Raw genomic sequence first — 16579 nt, forward strand, 5'->3', positions numbered from 1 at the left:
CGTTATGCGAGAATCGCCCGCAACGACAACTCCAAGCGTCGATCGCGGCGGCCGTCCGCGCATCGCGCCGACTCCCGATGGCTGCCATTCCGTCTTCCTCGACCGCAGTCGATGCCCGCGCGCTGACCGATGCGCAGCATGCCTTGCTCGCGCGCCTGAACGCGTACTCCCCCGACGATCCGGACGCGCCGCTGCCGTACAGCCGGCGCCTCGCCGACGCCGAAGGCTGGTCGCACGCGCGCGCGCTGGCCGTGATCGACGAATACAAGCGCTTCGCGTTTCTCGCGCAGGTGGCCGGGCACCCGGTCACGCCGTCGGTCGCGGTCGATGCCGCCTGGCATTTCCACCTGCAATACACGCTCGAATACTGGGACGTCTTCTGTGCCGGTGTGCTGCGCGCGCGGCTGCATCACATGCCCGGCTCGGGCGCGCCGGACGAAGCCGCCGTGTACGCGCAGCGCTATCGCGACACGCTCGACAGCTATCGCCGGCTGTTCGGCTGCGAGCCGCCGGAATCGATCTGGCCACCTGCGTGCCTGCACGCCGCGCACGGATCGCCGCCGCCGGACCTGCCGGCCGCGGACGAGCCGGCCGAATCGGATTCGCCTGCCGCCTCGCCGGGCGGCAGGACCTGGCGCAACCGGCTGTCGAAGCTCGTGTGGCCGGCCGCCGCCGCGAGCGTCGCCGCGACCTGCGCATCGGCGCAGGACTTCAACGTGCTGAACTACACAGGGCCGCAGTTTCTCGCGTTCTACGTGCCGGCTTGCATCGTCGCGTTGCTGTTGATCGTGGGCCTGCAACAGATCGAATATCGCTGCCGGCGCTGGGGCGCGCGCGCTCGCGAAGCGCCGCCGAACCTGACGGTCGAGGAAGTCGCGTATCTCGTCGGAGACGAATCGAGGGTCGTGCAAGTCGCGACGCTGTCGCTCATCCAGGCGGGCGCGATCGACCTGAGGATGGCAGGGCGACTGGGCGCGCGCGTGCAGAGCATCGACGTGAGGCGCGCCGGCGCATATGCGGACGAATGCTACTGGCTGGATGGGCAACCGGGCGGAGAGGCCAGCTTCGGCGCGTTCCGGCAGCTGCTGGCGCGTCGGTTCTCCGAATTCGCGGATTCGTTGCGCAACTGCGGCTGGTTTTGGGTGCCCGGCGAGATGCGGACGGCGCGCATGGCCGCGCGCACGATTGCGCTGCTGGTGCTCGGCACGGGCGCGGCGAAACTGGCGGTCGGGCTGAGTCGAGGGCGGCCGGTCCTGTTGCTCGTCATCTGTATGGCGGCGTTCGCGATCGCATACCACTTCGTCGCGCGGCGCCTGACCGGATTCGGGCGCGGCGGCCTGACGGTGGGTGGGCAGGCGTCGCTTGACGCGTACCGGAGCGCACGCCAGGGCGAGTCCGATTCGCCGAATGAGTCGCTCTGGGCTGCTGCGCTGTTTGGTGCGGGAGCGCTGGCCGGCACCGCGTGGGCCGCGCATTCGAGTGCTTTGATGGAGCCGCCGCCGTTGATGCGAGCCCCGGTGGCGGCGCGCACGGGTGGTTCGGATTCGTCCGGCAGCAGCGGCTCGTCGTCGAGCTGCGGTTCGTCGAGTTCGTGCAGCTCCAGTTCATGCAGTTCGAGCAGTTGCGGCGGGTGTTCGTCGAGCAACTGAGCTCGTGGCTTGCACTGCGCATCGCGGGCCGCCACGGGCGGCGCGACCCATCGTCTGAACAGCCGCGCGGAATGGGCTCAGATCGCCGCATCGCCCGCGTGCACGCTTCGGTAAGCTGTCAATCGACGCTATCCGTGCCGAAACGGCCGTCCGGGCGCAGCGCGCCCCGCGCATGCCGGGCCGCAGCCGTGCCGGCCGGACGCGCCGAACGCCCGCCGCTTTGCCCAGCCTTCCATGACGACGCCTGCTTCCGACGTTCCCGCGCCCGTTCAACAAGCCGCGACCCTGTGCCAGACCGGACGGTTCGCCGACGCGCTGTCGCTCGTCGCGCCGCTGCTCGACAGGCCGGCACCGGCCGTTGCGGCGCTGCACGTCGCAGCCGTCTGCGCGCTCGGCCTGAACCGGCTGGCCGACGCGGAAACCTGGTGGCGGCGCGCGATCGACGCGACGCCAGGGTTCGATCCGCCATACGACGGCCTTGGCGCGCTGCTCGTGTCGCAGGGCCGCCTGCCCGAAGCGGAGGCGATCCTCCGCCGGCAACTCGCGTCTGTCACGCCGTTGCGTGCATCTCACCATCACCGGTTCGGCAAGGTGCTCGAAGCGCTTGGCCGGCTCGATGAAGCCGAACAGGCATTCGGGCAGGCGCTGCTGATCGAGCCGCAGTCCGCCGACGTGCTGACCGATCTCGGCAACGTGCTCCGCGTTCTCGGCCGGCCGGCCGAGGCGGAACTCGCGTACCGGCTCGCGATTGCGGTTCGCGCCGACCACGCGCTAGCGCACGCGAATCTCGGCGCGATCCTCGTCGACATGCAGCGGCTGCCCGAAGCGGAAGCGGCCAGCCGGCAGACAATCGCGCTCTGCCCGGACCATCCGGAAGCGCATTACAACCTCGGCATCGCGCTGCAGAATCTCGATCGCCTGCCCGAAGCGGAAGCGGCGTATCGCGATGCGATCCGCTGCCGCCCCGGCCTGCCGCAGCCGCACAACAATCTCGGCTGCGTCCTGCGCGCGCAGGGCCGCCATGACGAAGCGACGGCCGCGTTCAGCGACGCGCTCGCGCTCGCGCCGCAGATGGCCGAAGCGCACTACAACCTGGGCACGACGTTCGCGCATGCCGGGCGCCACGACGATGCCGAACGCGCATACCGCCGCGCGCTCGAACTGCGTGCCGATTACGGCGATGCGCGTTTCGGGCTGGCGACGCTGCTGCTCGGCCTTGGCCGGTTCGAGGAAGGCTGGCGCCGCTACGAATCGCGCTACGAGCAGTCGGCGTTCGTGTGTCGCCGGACGCGCGAGGTGCTGCGGTGCGCGCAGTGGCAAGGCGAGCCGCTTGCCGGCAAGACGCTGCTCGTCTGGCAGGAGGATGGCCTCGGCGACATGCTGCAGTTCAGCCGTTATTTCGCGGAATTTCAAGCGCGGCATGCGGTGCGCGTGGTCTTCGCGTGCCAGCCCGCGCTGCATCGGCTGATGGAGACGGTCGACGGCGTCGACGAAGTGCTCGATCACGATGCGGCCGCCGCGCGTGCGCAGGAATTCGACTACTGGACGAGCCTGCTGAGCGCGCCGCTGCACGTCGGCACGACGCTCGACACGATTCCGCCGCCGGTGCGGCTCGTACCTGATCCCGCCCGCGTCGCGCGCTGGCGCGCGCGCCTCGATGCGCTGCCGGCCGGCCCGCGCGTCGGGCTCGTGTGGAAGGGCAACCCGAAGCATCACAACGATGCGCACCGCTCGCTGCCGTCGCTGGCTTTGCTGACGCCGCTGTGGAGCGTTTCAGGCGTGAATTTCGTGAGCCTGCAGAAGGGGCAGGGCGAGGACGAGGCGCGCGATCCGCCGGGCGGCTTGCTGTTGCTGCATCTCGGCTCGGAGATCGACGATTTCGCGGATACCGCTGCGATCGTCGCGCAGCTCGATCTCGTGGTGTGCGTCGATACGTCCATCGCGCATCTAGCCGCGTCGCTCGGCAAGCCTTGCTGGGTGCTGCTACCGAATCAGGACGTCGACTGGCGCTGGATGCACGACCGCGACGATTCGCCGTGGTATCCCGGCACGGTGCGGCTGTTCCGGCGTGGGCGCGACGAGAACTGGATTCAGGTGGCCGAGCGCGTGCGCGGGGCGTTTGCGGCGTATTTTGCAGCCCGTTGCGCGACGGCGGACGAAACGACACCAACCGTCCTGACGTGATGGCGCGTACCGAATCGACGCGACTACGCGGCATACTGCGTGGAATGCAGCCAAGCCGCACCTGCTTTTCAGATCATTTGAGGCCCTCGTGGAAAACATCGTCATCGTCGGCTCGTCCGGTCACGCAAAGGTCGTGATCGATATCGTCGAACAGGCCGGCCGGTACCGGATCGCCGGGCTGATCGATTCGTTCCGGCCGCGCGGCGAGGAGACACTCGGCTACCCGGTGCTGGGCGCCGAGCGCGACCTGCCGCATCTGCTCGACGCGCACGGGATCGCCGGGCTGCTGGTTGCCATCGGCGACAACCACGCGCGCGAGAAAGTGACGGCCGATCTCGCGGCCCTCGTGCCCGGCCTGCCGTGCGTGTCGGCGGTGCATCCGGCTGCGCGTATCGGCAAGGCGTCGACGATCGGCGTGGGCACGGTCGTGATGGCCGGCGTGGTGATCAATCCGTGCAGCACGATCGGCGACGGATGCATCGTCAACACGAATGCGTCGCTCGATCACGACGGCGTGATGGAGAATTTCTCGAGCCTCGCGCCAGGCGTCGTCACGGGTGGCAACTGCCGGATCGGCCAGGGCGCCGCGATCGGCCTCGGCGCGATGCTGCGGCACCGGATCGCGGTCGGCGAGCACAGCGTAGTCGGTGCGGGCGCGGTCGTGCTGCGCGACGTCGAGCCGTACACGGTCGTGTACGGCAATCCGGCTCGCCGGATCCGCGGCCGCGCGGCCGGCGAGCGCTACCTGTAAGCGTCGTGCGTCAGTAAGCGATCAGATCGACGATACGGCGGACCATCGCGTCGGTGAGCGCCGGGTAGATCGGCAGGCACAGCACCTTGCGTGCGGCTTCCGACGCGACGGGCAGGTTGTCGCGGTTCGCGGACGGCAGCCCGCGGTACATCGGGAATTCCGAAATCAGCGGATGGAAGTAGCGGCGCGCGTACACGTCGTAGTCGCGCAGCTTCCGGTACAGCGCATCGCGGTCGAGCGGATAGTCTTCGTCGACGAGGATCGCGAAGTACGCGTGGTTCGCGACGGTCTGGCCGCCGAGCGGCACGCAGCGGATGCCGCGCACGTCGCCCAGCAGCGCGCGGTACAGCGCGTCGATCTCGCGGCGGCGTGCGAGCGCGCCGTCGATGTGCTGCAGTTGGAGCATCCCGAACGCGGCGTTGATCTCGCTCATCTTGCCGTTGATGCCGGGTGCGACGACCGTGACTTCGTCGACGAAACCGAAGTTCTTCAGGTGATCGATGCGTTGCTTCGTCTTCGCGTCGGGGCAGATGATCGCGCCGCCTTCGAACGTGTTGAAGACCTTCGTCGCGTGGAAGCTCAGCACCGACAGATCGCCGTGGGTGAGCACGCTGCCGGCCCCGGTCTGCACGCCGAACGCATGCGCCGCGTCGTAGATCACGCGCAGGTTGTAGTTGTCGGCGATCTTCTGGATCGCGTCGACGTCGCACGGGTTGCCGTAGCAGTGCACGGGCATGATCGCGGTGGTCTGCGGCGTGATTGCCGCTTCGATGCGTGCGGGGTCCAGATTGAGCGTGCCGGGCGTAACGTCGACGAATACCGGCTTGATGCCGTTCCACAGCAGCGAATGCGCGGTGGCGACGAACGAGTACGGCGTCGTGATCACCTCGCCGTTGATGCGCAGCGCCTGCAGCGCGGTGAGGAGGGCGAGCGTGCCATTCGCGAACAGCGACAGGTACGGCACGCCGAGATACTCGCACAGCGCGCGCTCGAACTGCTGGTGAAACGGGCCGCCGTTGGTTAGCGTGCGGGTTTCCCAGATCTTCTCGAGGTACGGCAGGAAATCTTCGAGCGGCGGCAGGTGCGGTTGCGTGACGTAGATGCGTTCGTGCGGCAGTTGCGCGACAGACGATGCGGGAAGGCTGGCGGTCATGGCGGTCTCTCTTTCTCGATAGCGCGTGGCGTTCAGGCCTCGGCCGCGGCCTGTGCGGTCGCCGTGTCGTCGAACAGCGGCGTGTCGAATGCGGTGACGGGTTCGCCCGCGCACCAGCGCGTCCACATCGTGCGCAGCGCCGACGACAGCCCGGCCGCGACGATGGCCGGCCGGAACGCGGCGGATTCCGTGCAACGTGCACGCAGGCCCATGCGCAGCGCTTGCAGCGCGGCGGTGTCGTGGCCGAGCGCCAGCGCAGTCGCGACGAAATCGTCCTCGCCCGTCGCGATGTATTCGTCGAGTCCGACGTGTTGCAGCCAGCCCGCGCTGCCGCGCCCGGCCATCGTCGCGCCGGGGAGCGTCACGGTCGGTACACCCATCCACAGCGCGTTCAGCGTCGTCGTCGAGCCGGTGTACGGGAACGCGTCGAGGCAGAGATCGACGCCGTGGTGCTGCTGCATGTAGACCGGAATATTCGAACGGCGGTGGAACGTCAGGCGGCCGACATCGATGCCCGCGGCGGCAAACCATTCGGTCAGCGTGCGCTGGTCGCCGTCGTTGCCGATTGCGCCGAGCACCATGCGTGCGGTCGGGTCCGCATGCAGCACGCGCGCCCAGACTTCGATCACGTGCGGGCTCAGCTTGTTCAGGCGGTTGAAGCTGCCGTAGGTCGTATAGCCGTTGTGCAGCGCCGGCAGCACGTTGACCGGCGGGCAGTTCGGCGGCGGCATGTATGGCGCGATCGCGGGCAGCCGCACGATCTGCTCGACGAACTGGTCGTCGAATGCGCCGTGCGGCGCGACGAAGCGGTCCGTCAGGTAGTAGTCCATCGCGGGGAGGCCCGTGGTAGCTGGATAGCCGATCCATGATGCCTGCACCGGTGCCGCGCGCTGCGCCAGCGCGACGAGCCGGTTGCGGCCGGTATGGCCCGACAGGTCGATTACGATGTCGAGCCGGTCGTTGCGCAGACGCTCGAGGAAGGCCTGGTCACTCATTCCGGCGACGTTGCGCCAACTTGTCGCGTGGACCTTGAAGCGTTCGGACGTCCCGTCTTCCTCGACGTGATTGTGATAGAAGTGCATCGCGATGCCGGGATCGGTCGCGAGATGTTCGATCACGGGCACTGCATAGGAGGCGACTGCGTGGCTGAACAGGTCGCCCGACACGAAGCCGATCTGCAACTGGCGGGCCGGGTCGCGCGGGTTCGAGAACGTGGCCGTGCGCTTGCGCTTGTGGTTGTCGTAGCGCTGGCCGAACTTACGGTGTTCGGCAACGAGCGTTTGCGGATCGAAGTCGCTGCTGTGTGCGATGCAGAACAGCATGCTGCTGTGGGTCACGCTGTCGGTCGGGTCGATTTCGATCGCGCGCCGGAGCCAGCCGAGCGCCTCCTGCGTTGACCCTTGTTCGAGCAGCACGAATCCGAGCGTGCCGTTCGGGGCGGCGAGGGCGGGCGCGAGCTCGACCGCGCGCCGGCAGGCGGCGATCGCATCGTTCGGACGGCGCAGCGCGAATAGCACGAGGCCGTGGATCCGCAACCCTTCCGGGTGGTCCGGCCGGAGCTCGAGCAGGCGCCGGCACTGTTCGTCGGCCTCCGCGAGGCGGCTCATCACTCGCAACGTGTCGGCAAGCAGGATGCGCACGAGCACTTCATCTGGCAGCAATTTGATCGCGCGCAGTCCGGCATCAATCATCTCTGCATAGCGACCGTCCTTGTGCAGCGACGCGGTCAGCGCGCGCCAGCATGCGCCGTCGTCCGGATACTCGGTGGCAAGCCGTTGCGCAAGCGTGGTGGCTTCCGCGTATTTGCCCTTTGCGAACAGCGCCGCGTGTTTCTGCAGGAGGTTCTGATTCGCGCGGCGGACCGGCTTGCCGGTGTCGTCCTGTCTGATCGCGGCGGCGGCGGTTTCCTCGACGATCGCCGCGTCGATGCCGCTTGGGTCGACGGCGGCGGTCGCGGCCGCGGTCGCGAGTGCCGTGTCGGGCATCGCCATCTGCGCGATCAACCCGTCGAGCGCGGGGCCGCGCACGCCGCGCTGTTGTGCGATCTCGATCGCGATCCACGCGGCGGGCGTTTGCCCGCTGCGATACAGCGCGTGAATGTAGCTGACCCAGTAGTAGCCGTTGGCCGGATTCGCGCCGATTGCGGCTTCGAAATGCGGCACCGCGTCGGCCGGGCGGCCCGTATCGACCAGCAGCACCGCGAGGTTGTAGTGTGCGTCCGCGTGCGCGGGCACCGCGTCGAGGATGGCCTCGTATAGCGCCTGCGCGTCGTCGAAGGCACCGCTGCGCTGGCGTTCGAGCGCGTTGTCCATGACGAGCGCAATGTCCTGCGCGAGTTGCTGCTCGGGCGTGAGCGTGGCGGTGGCGGACGGATCGGACGGGGGCATGATGAAATCTGCGGAAAGTCGGTCGATACCATTATCGGTAGCGTGCCGCCGCGCCGATGCCGCGAGGTGACGGTAAAAGCCCGGTCAGTTTGGCCGATTGAACGGGCTGCCGCGGCACGGCGACGCGGCCGTCGGCGTGCCAAAAAAACGCCCGCACGAGGCGGGCGGAGGCGAACGAGCACGCCCTCACATCAGCGCGTAGTTCTTGTTGTCGGGTTGGCGAGCGCGGGTTGGCGCGGCGTTTGCGGTGCGTCAGCGGCTCGCGACGTTCTGGTACTGGCCGACGGCCTGCACGCGGCCCATCGCCGCCTGGTATTCGTCGGTCAATTCCTGCTGCGCGCGTTGCGCGTCGGCGAAGATGCGCTCGTTGCTGGCCTGCATGCGGCGGATCGCGGCGATGCCGGCCGGCGGCTGGTCGGCCGCGAGCAACGCGACGAGCGGCTCGCGCGCGTCGACGAGGCGTGTCGCCTCGATCCAGTCGGCCATCGACGCCGCATGTTCGATCGCATCGGTGAGCGCGTCGAGCTGCGCGATCAGTTCGGTCTGTTCCATCGTGGCTCTCCTGTCCGGCCGGCGATCAGCCCTTGTTGTTCGACATCGCGCCAGCGCTGTTCGCGCCGCCGAACAGCTGCGTCAGGTACTGCGAGTTGCTGTTCATCGTCGCCATCAGCTTGTTGAGCGCGGTGAACTGCGCCTGGTACTGGTTGGTCAACTGCGTCGCGTAGTTCGACAGGCTCGTCTGCTGCGTCGTGACACTCTTCAGATCGTTGCTGAGCGCCGTCGTGCGCGCGGCGATCAGCCCATTCGTCTTCGTGTAATTCGTGATGTTCGTCGTCAGCTGCTCGCCGATTCCGTTCGTCGAGTTGAACAGCGACGCAACACCCGACGGGTTGGTCTGCAGCGCGGTGTTGAGCGCCGCGCTGTCGGTCTTCAGCGTGCCGTCGGCCTGCAGCGTGACGCCGATCGACGCGAGGTTGATCGTCGAGCCGTTGTTGTTCACGCCGCTCGCGACGATCGACGCGAGCGAGTTCTTGATCGTGTTCAGCGTCGAATCGCCGAGCAGCGGGCCTTGCGACGACGCGCCGGACGTGAAGCTCGACAGCGAGCTCATCGTCGTGACGAGCGTGTTGTAGAGCGTCACGAAGTTGTTGACCGCGGCGGCCTGGGTTTTCGTGTCGGTGGCGACCGTCAGCGTCTGGGTCTGGCTCGCGTTGACGGCGGCCGTGGTCAGGTTCAGCGTGACGCCGGTGATCGCGCTCGTCACGGTGTTGCTCGCGCTCGTGCCGGCGATGCCGTTGATCGTGAACGCGGCGTCCTGCGCGGCCGTGCTCTGCTTCCACGCGGCGCTGCCGTTCGCGGACGTGAACGTCGACTGGCCGCCCGTCGTGCTGGCCGTCGACGTGACGCCGAGGCTGGACAGGCCGTTGTCGCCGGACACGTTGCTGAGCGCGACGCTGATCGTGTTTGCCGCGCCGGTCGGTGTCGAGCTGAGCACGAGGTGCGCGCCGTCGCTGCCGTTGACGACCGATGCGACGATGCCCGGGTTGCCGGTTGCAGTGTTGATCGCGGCGGCGATGCCGGACAGCGTGTTGTTCGTGCTGCTTACGTTGACCGTGAACGACTGGCTGCCGAGCGACAGCGTCATCGTGCCGGTGCCGAGCGCCGTCGACGAACCGAATGCGGCCGACGACAACGACTGCGACGTCGCGATCTGCGTGACGCCGACCGAATAGCTGCCGGCGACGGAGCCGGCGCCGGCGGTCGCGGTGAGGCCGGTGCCGCTTGCGGTCGCGGTGAAGGTGTTCTGCAGCGAGCCGTTCGACAGCGTCGTGAGGCTGGCCTGCAGCGCGCTCAGCGCCGCCGAAAGGGCGCCGTACGCGGAAATCTGGGTGTTGTCGCTGGCCTGCTTTGCGGTGAGCGCGGCGCTTTGACCGGCGATCTTCGCATTGACGAGCGCCGTCACGAGCGAGTTGACGTCCATCGACGAGTTGCCGGTCGAACCGCTGATGATCGATTGCGCGGCTTGCTGCAGCTGGCTGTTGGCCGCGTTGGTGGCGGAATTGATCGTCGACATCGTGTTGCTCCGTGCGGCGGATGATCCGTGAAATGCTGGGTGAAGACCTGGCCGCGGGGCGAAGCCCCGCGCGCCAAGCGTTTGCGGCCGGGCCGCGCGTTACGCGGGGCCCGGCCGTCGGTTGCTACGCGATTACTGCAGGAGCTTCAGGACCTGCTGCGGCAGCGAGTTCGCCTGTGCGAGCACCGAGATGCCTGCTTGCTGCAGCACCTGGTTCTTCGACATGTTCGCGGTTTCCTGCGCGAAGTTCGCGTCGGTGATCTGCGACTGTGCCGACGACAGGTCGGTCGACTCTGCCTGCTGCGCCGTTGCGATCGCCGTGAAACGGTTTTGTGCCGCGCCGAGTGCCGCCTGCACGTTGTTCACCGTTTGCAGCGCGTTGTCGATCGACACCATCGCGACGTTCGCACCGCTGACCGTGCTGATGTCGAGGCCCGACACCGTTGCCGGCTTGTTGACGGCGTTGATCTGCGCGACGGCGTTCGTGATTGCGGTGAGCGATGCCGACGACATGCTGGAGCTGGTTGCGCTCGTGCTGATCGCGATCTGCGTGACAGTCGCGCCGTTGGATGCGGCTGCGGTCGACGTCGTGAAGATTGCCGATGCCGTTGCACCCGTGATCGCCGTGCCGTTCTGGTCGGTGAACGTGAAGCCGCCCTTGCCATCCGACGTCACGTTGACGGCCGTGATCGCTGCGCCCGACGACGTGTACTTGCCGGTGGAGTCGAGGCTCAGGCCCGTGACCGTGCCGACCGTCTGGCCGCTCTGCACGACGCCGCCGCCGATCTGCGCGGCCGACATGCTCTGGCTCAGGTCCAGCGAAATCGTCTGGCCGACGTTCGCGCCGACCTGGAACGACACGATGCCTGCGTTGCCGTTCAGGATGTTCGTGCCGTTGTACGTCGTTTGCGACGCGATACGGTTCACTTCCTGAACCTGCTGCGAGACTTCCTGTTGCAGTGCTGCCTGGTCGGTCGTGGACATCGTGCCCGTCGACGCCTGGACGGCCAGCTGGCGGATACGTTGCAGGCTGTTCGTCAGCGACGACAGTGCGCTCGATGCCGTTTGGATCATCGACACGCCGTCGTTCGCGTTCGACACGCCCTGGTTCAGGCCGTTGATCTGCGTTTGCATCCGCGTCGAAATCGCGAGGCCGGCTGCATCGTCGGCTGCGCTGTTGATGCGCTTGCCCGACGACAGACGCGTGATGGCTTGCGACAGTGCGCCTTGCGAGCCGTTGAGGTTCTGCTGAGCAACCAGCGAGTTGATGTTGCTATTGATTCCGAGCATGGAAAAATCTCCTGTTTAAGCCGAAAGCCCTGGAAAGCCGTTTTGGCGTCGGCGGAAGCACTCGTTCATTGCTGGCCGCCTCAGAGCAGGATTTCGGCGTACCAAAACAAAACTTGAGGGGTGTGTTGAGATTCGTCCCGATTTTTTATCGTTCTTTGTCATTTCGGACGGGGCGGGCCAGATGCCCGGTTAACGGGGGCAGAGGCCGGACTGTCGACGGAGTTGCAAGGCTGTGCGCACGAAATCGACAAAAGGATGGTTTTGTCTGTGATTCCCTGATATGATGGCGGGCTGAATTGAGATTTCTGTCACGCCTTTGCCGGTTTCGGCATGTCTGCTGGCAGTCAAACGCGGCGCTGCACGCGGTTGTGAAGCGTACTCGCGGTGCTTTCCGCCTCTCTTTTCCGGCCTCCGAGGCCGTATTTCCGCTCGTTTCGCCTGTTGTGGGGACGCTCGGATGGCCGGTGCGTGGCGCTTGGCCGCTACGTTTTTGACCGTTTAAGCAATTTAGGAACGACATGACGACGATTCTTCTGAAAGAAAACGAGCCGTTCGAAGTGGCGATTCGCCGCTTTCGTCGCGCTATCGAAAAAAATGGCCTGATCGCTGAACTGCGCGAACGCCAGTCTTACGAAAAGCCGACCGCAGTCCGCAAGCGCAAGAAGGCAGCAGCCGTCAAGCGCCTGCACAAGCGCCTGCGCAGCCAGATGCTGCCGAAGAAGCTCCACTAAGAGCGTCTTACGGTTCGCCGCGAAACGGCGGAGTGTGCCTCGAAAGAGGCCGCTCCGCCGTTTTGCTTTTGGAAGCCGGGAAAGTTCGTACCGTGGTGGCAGGGATGGCAGGGACGGCGGTCGGTCATGCCGGCGCGGTCACGCGTTGGCGGGGTGACTGGACGGGGTGGAGCCGATGCAGGCTCAGGTGGATGGTTGGCGCTGGTCAGCCCGCCTTGCGCCGGCGTGCCGGCTGCTTGCCGCCGAGCGCCGCGCATTGAGCGTGGCACGGGCAGCCGGCCTCGTGATCGTTGACCATGCCGGTCGCCTGCATCAACGCATAGCAGATCGTCGAGCCGACGAACTTGCAGCCGTATGCTTTCAGCGCCTTGCTGAGCGCGTCGGACTGTTCGGTCGACGCAGGCGCGTCGCGATACGACTCCCATGCGTTCTGGACCGGCGTGTTGCCGACGAACGACCACAGGAACGCGGCGAGCGACCCGTGCTCGTCACGGATGCGCTGCACGGCGCGCGCGTTGGTTACCGCCGATTCCACCTTCGCGCGGTTGCGCACGATGCCGGGGTTCTCCAGCAGTTTCTCGATGTGCTTCGGTGTGAAGCGCGCGACGGCGTCGACGTCGAAATCGGCGAACGCTTCGCGATAGCCCGCGCGCTTGTTCAGGATCGTCGACCACGACAGCCCGGCCTGCGCGCCTTCCAGGATCAGCATTTCGAACAGGTGGCGATCGTCGTGCGACGGCACGCCCCACTCGGTATCGTGATAGTGAGCATCCGCTTCCGTCTTCACCCAGTTGCACCGCTGCGACATCGTCTGCCTCGTTTTCAGTGTCGGTTCGATCGCGCCAGCATAGCGGAAGCCCTTTTCGCGGGATAGCCGGCCGAACGGCAGATGGGCGTGCGGCGCCGATCCGGTTAAGCTTGGCGCCTGTTCGAATCAGCGGGATGGAAGCATGGCGGCATTACTTTTTGCGATCGGCATCGACGGCGGCGGCACGGGCACGCGCGCGGTGCTGGCCGACCGGCACGGGCGCGAGCTCGCGCAGGGGCGCGGCGGCCCGTCGGGGCTCGGTCTCGGCATCGAGCGCGCGTGGGCGTCGATCGGCGCGGCCTGCGCGGATGCGTTCACGCGCGCCGGTTTCGCGTTCGAGTGGTCGCAGTGCGCGCTCGGCTGCGGGCTCGCGGGCGTCAACAATGCGGCGTGGCTCGCCGCGTTCCGCGCGCAGGCGCCGCTCGGCGCGCTCGCAATCGAGAGCGACGCGTATACGACCGTCGTCGGCGCGCACGGCGGCGCGCCGGGGCTCATCGTCGCGCTGGGCACCGGCAGTATCGCGGCGGCGCTCGATGCGGGCGGCGCGTGCCGGATCGCGGGCGGCTTCGGCTTTCCGTCCGGCGACGAGGCGAGCGGCGCGTGGCTCGGCGTGCGTGCGCTCGCATATGCGCAACAGGCGCTCGACGGCCGCGTGCCGCGCGACGCGTTCGCCGACGCGCTGCTCGCGGAAACGGGCGCGCAGGATCGCGACGCGCTCGTCCAGTGGTCGTGCGATGCGAACCAGACGATCTATGCGCGGCTCGCGCCGATCGTGTTCGCGCACCGCTCGCACCCGGTCGCGGGCGCGCTGATCGCGCAGGCCGGCGAAGAGATCGGCAAGATGATCGATGCGCTCGATCCGCAGCAGGCGCTGCCGGTCGCGCTGTGCGGCGGGCTCGCGGACGCGCTCGCGCCGGCCGTGCCGGCGCGCCACGCCGCGCGGCTGCGCGCGCCGCTCGACGATTCGGCGCATGGCGCGCTGCAGCTTGCGCTGCAGGCGCTGCGGGCTGCGGAAGGCGGTTGAAGGCGGGTTGACGGCGCGCCGCAGCGGCGCCGAAGGCGGCGCCTGACCTGGAACCGTCCGGCGTGCAGCCGGGCGCGACGTTAGAATGGCCGTTCCGCAGAGCCCTGAGCGCCATTCTTCCGTCCCATGTACAAAGTCATCGCCACCGATCTCGACGGTACCCTGCTGAACAGCGACCACCAGCTCGATCCGTACACGATCGATACCGTCCGCCGGCTCGAGCGCGACGGCCTGCAGTTCGTGATCGCCACGGGGCGCCATTACGCGGACGTCGCGGGCATTCGCGACGTGCTCGGCATCCGGCCGTACCTGATCACGTCGAACGGCGCGCGCGTGCATGCGCCGGACGACACGACGATCCACGCGCAGGACATCGATCCCGCGATCGTCCGCGGTCTCGTGCAGCCGGACGTCGTCGGCACGCACGGCCGCGTGATCGTCAACCTGTTCACCGACCAGGGCTGGCTGATCGACCGCGATGCGCCGCACCTGCTCGAATTCCACCAGGATTCGGGCTTCCGGTACGACGTGATCGACATGCCCGCGCACGACGGCACGGACATCGCGAAGGTGCTGTACATCGGCGAACCGGCCGATCTGGCGATCGTCGCCGAGCAGATGCGCGTACGGTTCGGCGATGCGCTGTACGTCACGTACTCGCTGCCCGACTGTCTGGAAGTGATGACGGCGAACGTGTCGAAGGGCCGCGCGCTGCGCACGGTGCTCGCGCGGCTCGGCGTCGATACCGGCCACTGCATCGCGTTCGGCGACAACATGAACGACATCGACCTGCTCGAAACCGCCGGTCACGCGTTCATGATGAACAATGCGAATCCCGACCTGGTCGCGCGGCTGCCGCACATCCCGCGAATCGGCAACAACTTCGATGCGGGCGTCGCCCGCCACCTGCGCACGCTGTTCTCGCTCGAGGACAACGTCGCCGCTTCCTGAGCGAACGCCCCGAGCGTGCTTCCCGAGCGGCAATGAAAAACGGGCGCCAAGGGCGCCCGTCGAAATTGCCTGCCTCGATGTTCTTCGACAGCGTGAGGCTCGCTGCTCTGCTCGCGTAACCCCGTAGTGTTTTATTCGCTTGTGCGAGCCGATGCCGGCAGCAGGTCGACGGCGTCGTCGCGCCCTGCGACCAGCGGGTAGATGATCCCTGCGAGTACCGCGCCGATCAGCGGCGCCACCCAGAACAGCCAGAGCTGGCCGATCGCGTCGCCGCCGACGAACAGCGCCGGGCCGGTCGAGCGCGCCGGGTTCACCGACGTGTTGGTGACCGGAATCGAGATCAGGTGAATCAGCGTCAGGCACAGGCCGATCGCGATCGGCGCGAAGCCGGCCGGCACGCCGCGCTTGTCGGTGGCGCCGAGGATCACGAACAGGAAGAAACCCGTCATCACGACTTCGCAGATGAACGATGCCGCCAGCGAGTAATGGCCGGGCGAGCGCTCGCCGAAGCCGTTCGTCGCAAAGCCGCTGCCGACGACGTCGAAGCCCGGCTTGCCGGTCGCGATCAGGTACAGCACGAACGCGCCGAGCGTTGCGCCGACAACCTGCGCGACGATGTACGGCGCGAGATCGCGTGCCGGGAAACGCCCGGCGACCGTCAGGCCGACGCTCACCGCCGGATTCAGGTGGCAACCCGAAATGTGGCCGATTGCGAATGCCATCGTCAGCACGGTCAGGCCAAAGGCAAGTGCGACACCGGCAAAGCCGATGCCGAGGCCCGGAAAGGCGGCGGCCAGCACGGCGCTTCCGCACCCGCCGAGCACCAGCCAGAACGTGCCGAATACCTCTGCAGCGAGACGCTGAGAAAGCTTCATGTAAGGACCTCGTTCAAGTGGGTTGAAAACAACCGGACGACACGACGGATTTATTCCGTCGCCCGGAATTGGTCTGGATTATAGGAAATGAATCGGGTCCGGGAGGGTCAACGATTGTTAAATTTGAATGGCTGACGAATGCCTTTTATTAGAATAAGCCCGCATTCTCGATATAGCCGAATTGGTTAAAGATGACAGTATTTATTTCGAAGGGCAGGGCGGCAGTGCGGATGGCGTAACGGATGTTTGTGTCCCGGTCGGATTCGCCGGGGCCGCATCATCGAAAAGGGAGTCGAAAAAATGTCTCAATACGCGAAACTCAAGGCGCAGATCGCCGATCTGCAGGCCCAGGCGGACGACGTACGCCGCCAGGAAGTGGCGGCGGTGATTGCCGACGTCCAGCGAATGATTGCCGAATACGGCCTGACGGCCCAGGACCTGGGCTTCGCGGAGCGGGCGCGGCGCGGCCGCCCGCCGAAGAAGGCGCCGCTGCCCCCGAAATACCGTGATCCGAAGTCGGGTGCGACCTGGAGCGGGCGCGGCAAGCCGCCGAATTGGATCGTCGGGAAAAACCGCGATCGATTCCTGATCGAATGACTGAGAGCCAAAAAGAAAGAGCCGCATCGTCGATGCGGCTCTTTTGCTTTGCGGTTTTGCGCGCCGATTTCGGCGCGGATTTTACGGAGTATTTCCGCGCGGATT

The 16579-nt window shown here is 67.0% G+C and carries 14 protein-coding genes; 7 read left to right on the top strand and 7 right to left on the bottom strand.

The genetic code is table 11. The features are described from left to right. Positions 1-77: 77 nt before the first annotated feature. From FPJ27_RS19990 to FPJ27_RS20000, 3 genes are all read left to right on the top strand, one after another. Positions 78-1649 carry a TIGR04222 domain-containing membrane protein gene (locus tag FPJ27_RS19990; protein ID WP_204425363.1) on the top strand — a complete coding sequence of 524 codons (1572 nt, stop codon included), beginning with the start codon at positions 78-80 and terminating at the stop codon, positions 1647-1649. Between the two features lie 234 nt (positions 1650-1883). Then, complete coding sequence (locus tag FPJ27_RS19995) at positions 1884-3833, top strand: tetratricopeptide repeat-containing glycosyltransferase family protein (RefSeq protein WP_204425365.1); 1950 nt, start codon at positions 1884-1886, stop codon at positions 3831-3833. 88 nt (positions 3834-3921) lie between these two features. Next, complete coding sequence (locus tag FPJ27_RS20000; RefSeq protein ID WP_204425367.1) at positions 3922-4584, top strand: acetyltransferase; 663 nt, start codon at positions 3922-3924, stop codon at positions 4582-4584. Positions 4585-4594: 10 nt separating this feature from the next. Here FPJ27_RS20000 and FPJ27_RS20005 read toward each other — a convergent pair whose 3' ends face one another. The 5 genes from FPJ27_RS20005 to FPJ27_RS20025 all read right to left on the bottom strand — a co-directional run bounded on the left by FPJ27_RS20005 (position 4595) and on the right by FPJ27_RS20025 (position 11488). Further along, the gene (locus FPJ27_RS20005) at positions 4595-5737 is read right to left on the bottom strand and encodes a DegT/DnrJ/EryC1/StrS family aminotransferase (protein ID WP_204425369.1); all 1143 of its coding nucleotides are present in this window, start codon (positions 5735-5737) and stop codon (positions 4595-4597) included. A gap of 32 nt (positions 5738-5769) precedes the next feature. Further along, positions 5770-8124: a tetratricopeptide repeat protein gene (locus FPJ27_RS20010; RefSeq protein WP_204425371.1), complete on the bottom strand. Its 2355-nt coding sequence runs from the start codon at positions 8122-8124 to the stop codon at positions 5770-5772. Between the two features lie 252 nt (positions 8125-8376). After that, complete coding sequence (locus FPJ27_RS20015) at positions 8377-8676, bottom strand: flagellar protein FliT (protein ID WP_034183887.1); 300 nt, start codon at positions 8674-8676, stop codon at positions 8377-8379. A gap of 25 nt (positions 8677-8701) precedes the next feature. Further along, entirely contained in the window at positions 8702-10198 is a 1497-nt protein-coding gene (gene fliD, locus FPJ27_RS20020) for a flagellar filament capping protein FliD (protein WP_204425381.1), read from the bottom strand. 132 nt (positions 10199-10330) lie between these two features. Further along, a complete protein-coding gene (locus FPJ27_RS20025) occupies positions 10331-11488 on the bottom strand; it encodes a flagellin (RefSeq protein ID WP_105392340.1) in 1158 nt (385 codons plus the stop codon). Between the two features lie 518 nt (positions 11489-12006). Here FPJ27_RS20025 and rpsU point away from each other — a divergent pair. Then, positions 12007-12219: a 30S ribosomal protein S21 gene (gene rpsU, locus FPJ27_RS20030; protein WP_006401410.1), complete on the top strand. Its 213-nt coding sequence runs from the start codon at positions 12007-12009 to the stop codon at positions 12217-12219. Between the two features lie 205 nt (positions 12220-12424). Here rpsU and FPJ27_RS20035 read toward each other — a convergent pair whose 3' ends face one another. Continuing rightward, complete coding sequence (locus FPJ27_RS20035) at positions 12425-13027, bottom strand: DNA-3-methyladenine glycosylase I (RefSeq protein WP_204425383.1); 603 nt, start codon at positions 13025-13027, stop codon at positions 12425-12427. 142 nt (positions 13028-13169) lie between these two features. On the opposite strand from FPJ27_RS20035, the gene FPJ27_RS20040 reads away from it, so the two are divergent. Next, positions 13170-14051, top strand: coding sequence for a BadF/BadG/BcrA/BcrD ATPase family protein (locus tag FPJ27_RS20040; RefSeq protein ID WP_072443087.1), 882 nt, complete (start codon positions 13170-13172; stop codon positions 14049-14051). A gap of 126 nt (positions 14052-14177) precedes the next feature. Continuing rightward, positions 14178-15002 carry a Cof-type HAD-IIB family hydrolase gene (locus FPJ27_RS20045; RefSeq protein WP_072443089.1) on the top strand — a complete coding sequence of 275 codons (825 nt, stop codon included), beginning with the start codon at positions 14178-14180 and terminating at the stop codon, positions 15000-15002. A 131-nt stretch (positions 15003-15133) separates the two neighbouring features. Here the strand turns inward: FPJ27_RS20045 and aqpZ are convergent, their stop codons facing one another. Beyond that, positions 15134-15877, bottom strand: coding sequence for an aquaporin Z (gene aqpZ / locus FPJ27_RS20050; protein ID WP_072443091.1), 744 nt, complete (start codon positions 15875-15877; stop codon positions 15134-15136). 300 nt (positions 15878-16177) lie between these two features. On the opposite strand from aqpZ, the gene FPJ27_RS20055 reads away from it, so the two are divergent. Beyond that, the gene (locus tag FPJ27_RS20055; protein WP_006489320.1) at positions 16178-16474 is read left to right on the top strand and encodes an H-NS histone family protein; all 297 of its coding nucleotides are present in this window, start codon (positions 16178-16180) and stop codon (positions 16472-16474) included. Positions 16475-16579: the final 105 nt, after the last annotated feature.

It is taken from the genome of Burkholderia sp. MS455 (assembly GCF_016899445.1).
Lineage (GTDB): Bacteria > Pseudomonadota > Gammaproteobacteria > Burkholderiales > Burkholderiaceae > Burkholderia > Burkholderia pyrrocinia_C.

What these genes read in the sequence shown, in the direction of transcription:
- aqpZ (WP_072443091.1), bottom strand. Translation starts at nt 15,877, where the DNA reads ATGAAGCTTTCTCAGCGTCTCGCTGCAGAGGTATTCGGCACGTTCTGG.
- FPJ27_RS19990 (WP_204425363.1), top strand. Translation starts at nt 78, where the DNA reads ATGGCTGCCATTCCGTCTTCCTCGACCGCAGTCGATGCCCGCGCGCTG.
- FPJ27_RS20010 (WP_204425371.1), bottom strand. Translation starts at nt 8,124, where the DNA reads ATGCCCCCGTCCGATCCGTCCGCCACCGCCACGCTCACGCCCGAGCAG.
- FPJ27_RS20035 (WP_204425383.1), bottom strand. Translation starts at nt 13,027, where the DNA reads ATGTCGCAGCGGTGCAACTGGGTGAAGACGGAAGCGGATGCTCACTAT.
- FPJ27_RS20055 (WP_006489320.1), top strand. Translation starts at nt 16,178, where the DNA reads ATGTCTCAATACGCGAAACTCAAGGCGCAGATCGCCGATCTGCAGGCC.
- FPJ27_RS20015 (WP_034183887.1), bottom strand. Translation starts at nt 8,676, where the DNA reads ATGGAACAGACCGAACTGATCGCGCAGCTCGACGCGCTCACCGATGCG.
- FPJ27_RS20005 (WP_204425369.1), bottom strand. Translation starts at nt 5,737, where the DNA reads ATGACCGCCAGCCTTCCCGCATCGTCTGTCGCGCAACTGCCGCACGAA.
- fliD (WP_204425381.1), bottom strand. Translation starts at nt 10,198, where the DNA reads ATGTCGACGATCAATTCCGCCACCAACGCGGCCAACAGCCAGCTGCAG.
- FPJ27_RS20045 (WP_072443089.1), top strand. Translation starts at nt 14,178, where the DNA reads ATGTACAAAGTCATCGCCACCGATCTCGACGGTACCCTGCTGAACAGC.
- FPJ27_RS20040 (WP_072443087.1), top strand. Translation starts at nt 13,170, where the DNA reads ATGGCGGCATTACTTTTTGCGATCGGCATCGACGGCGGCGGCACGGGC.
- FPJ27_RS19995 (WP_204425365.1), top strand. Translation starts at nt 1,884, where the DNA reads ATGACGACGCCTGCTTCCGACGTTCCCGCGCCCGTTCAACAAGCCGCG.
- FPJ27_RS20025 (WP_105392340.1), bottom strand. Translation starts at nt 11,488, where the DNA reads ATGCTCGGAATCAATAGCAACATCAACTCGCTGGTTGCTCAGCAGAAC.
- rpsU (WP_006401410.1), top strand. Translation starts at nt 12,007, where the DNA reads ATGACGACGATTCTTCTGAAAGAAAACGAGCCGTTCGAAGTGGCGATT.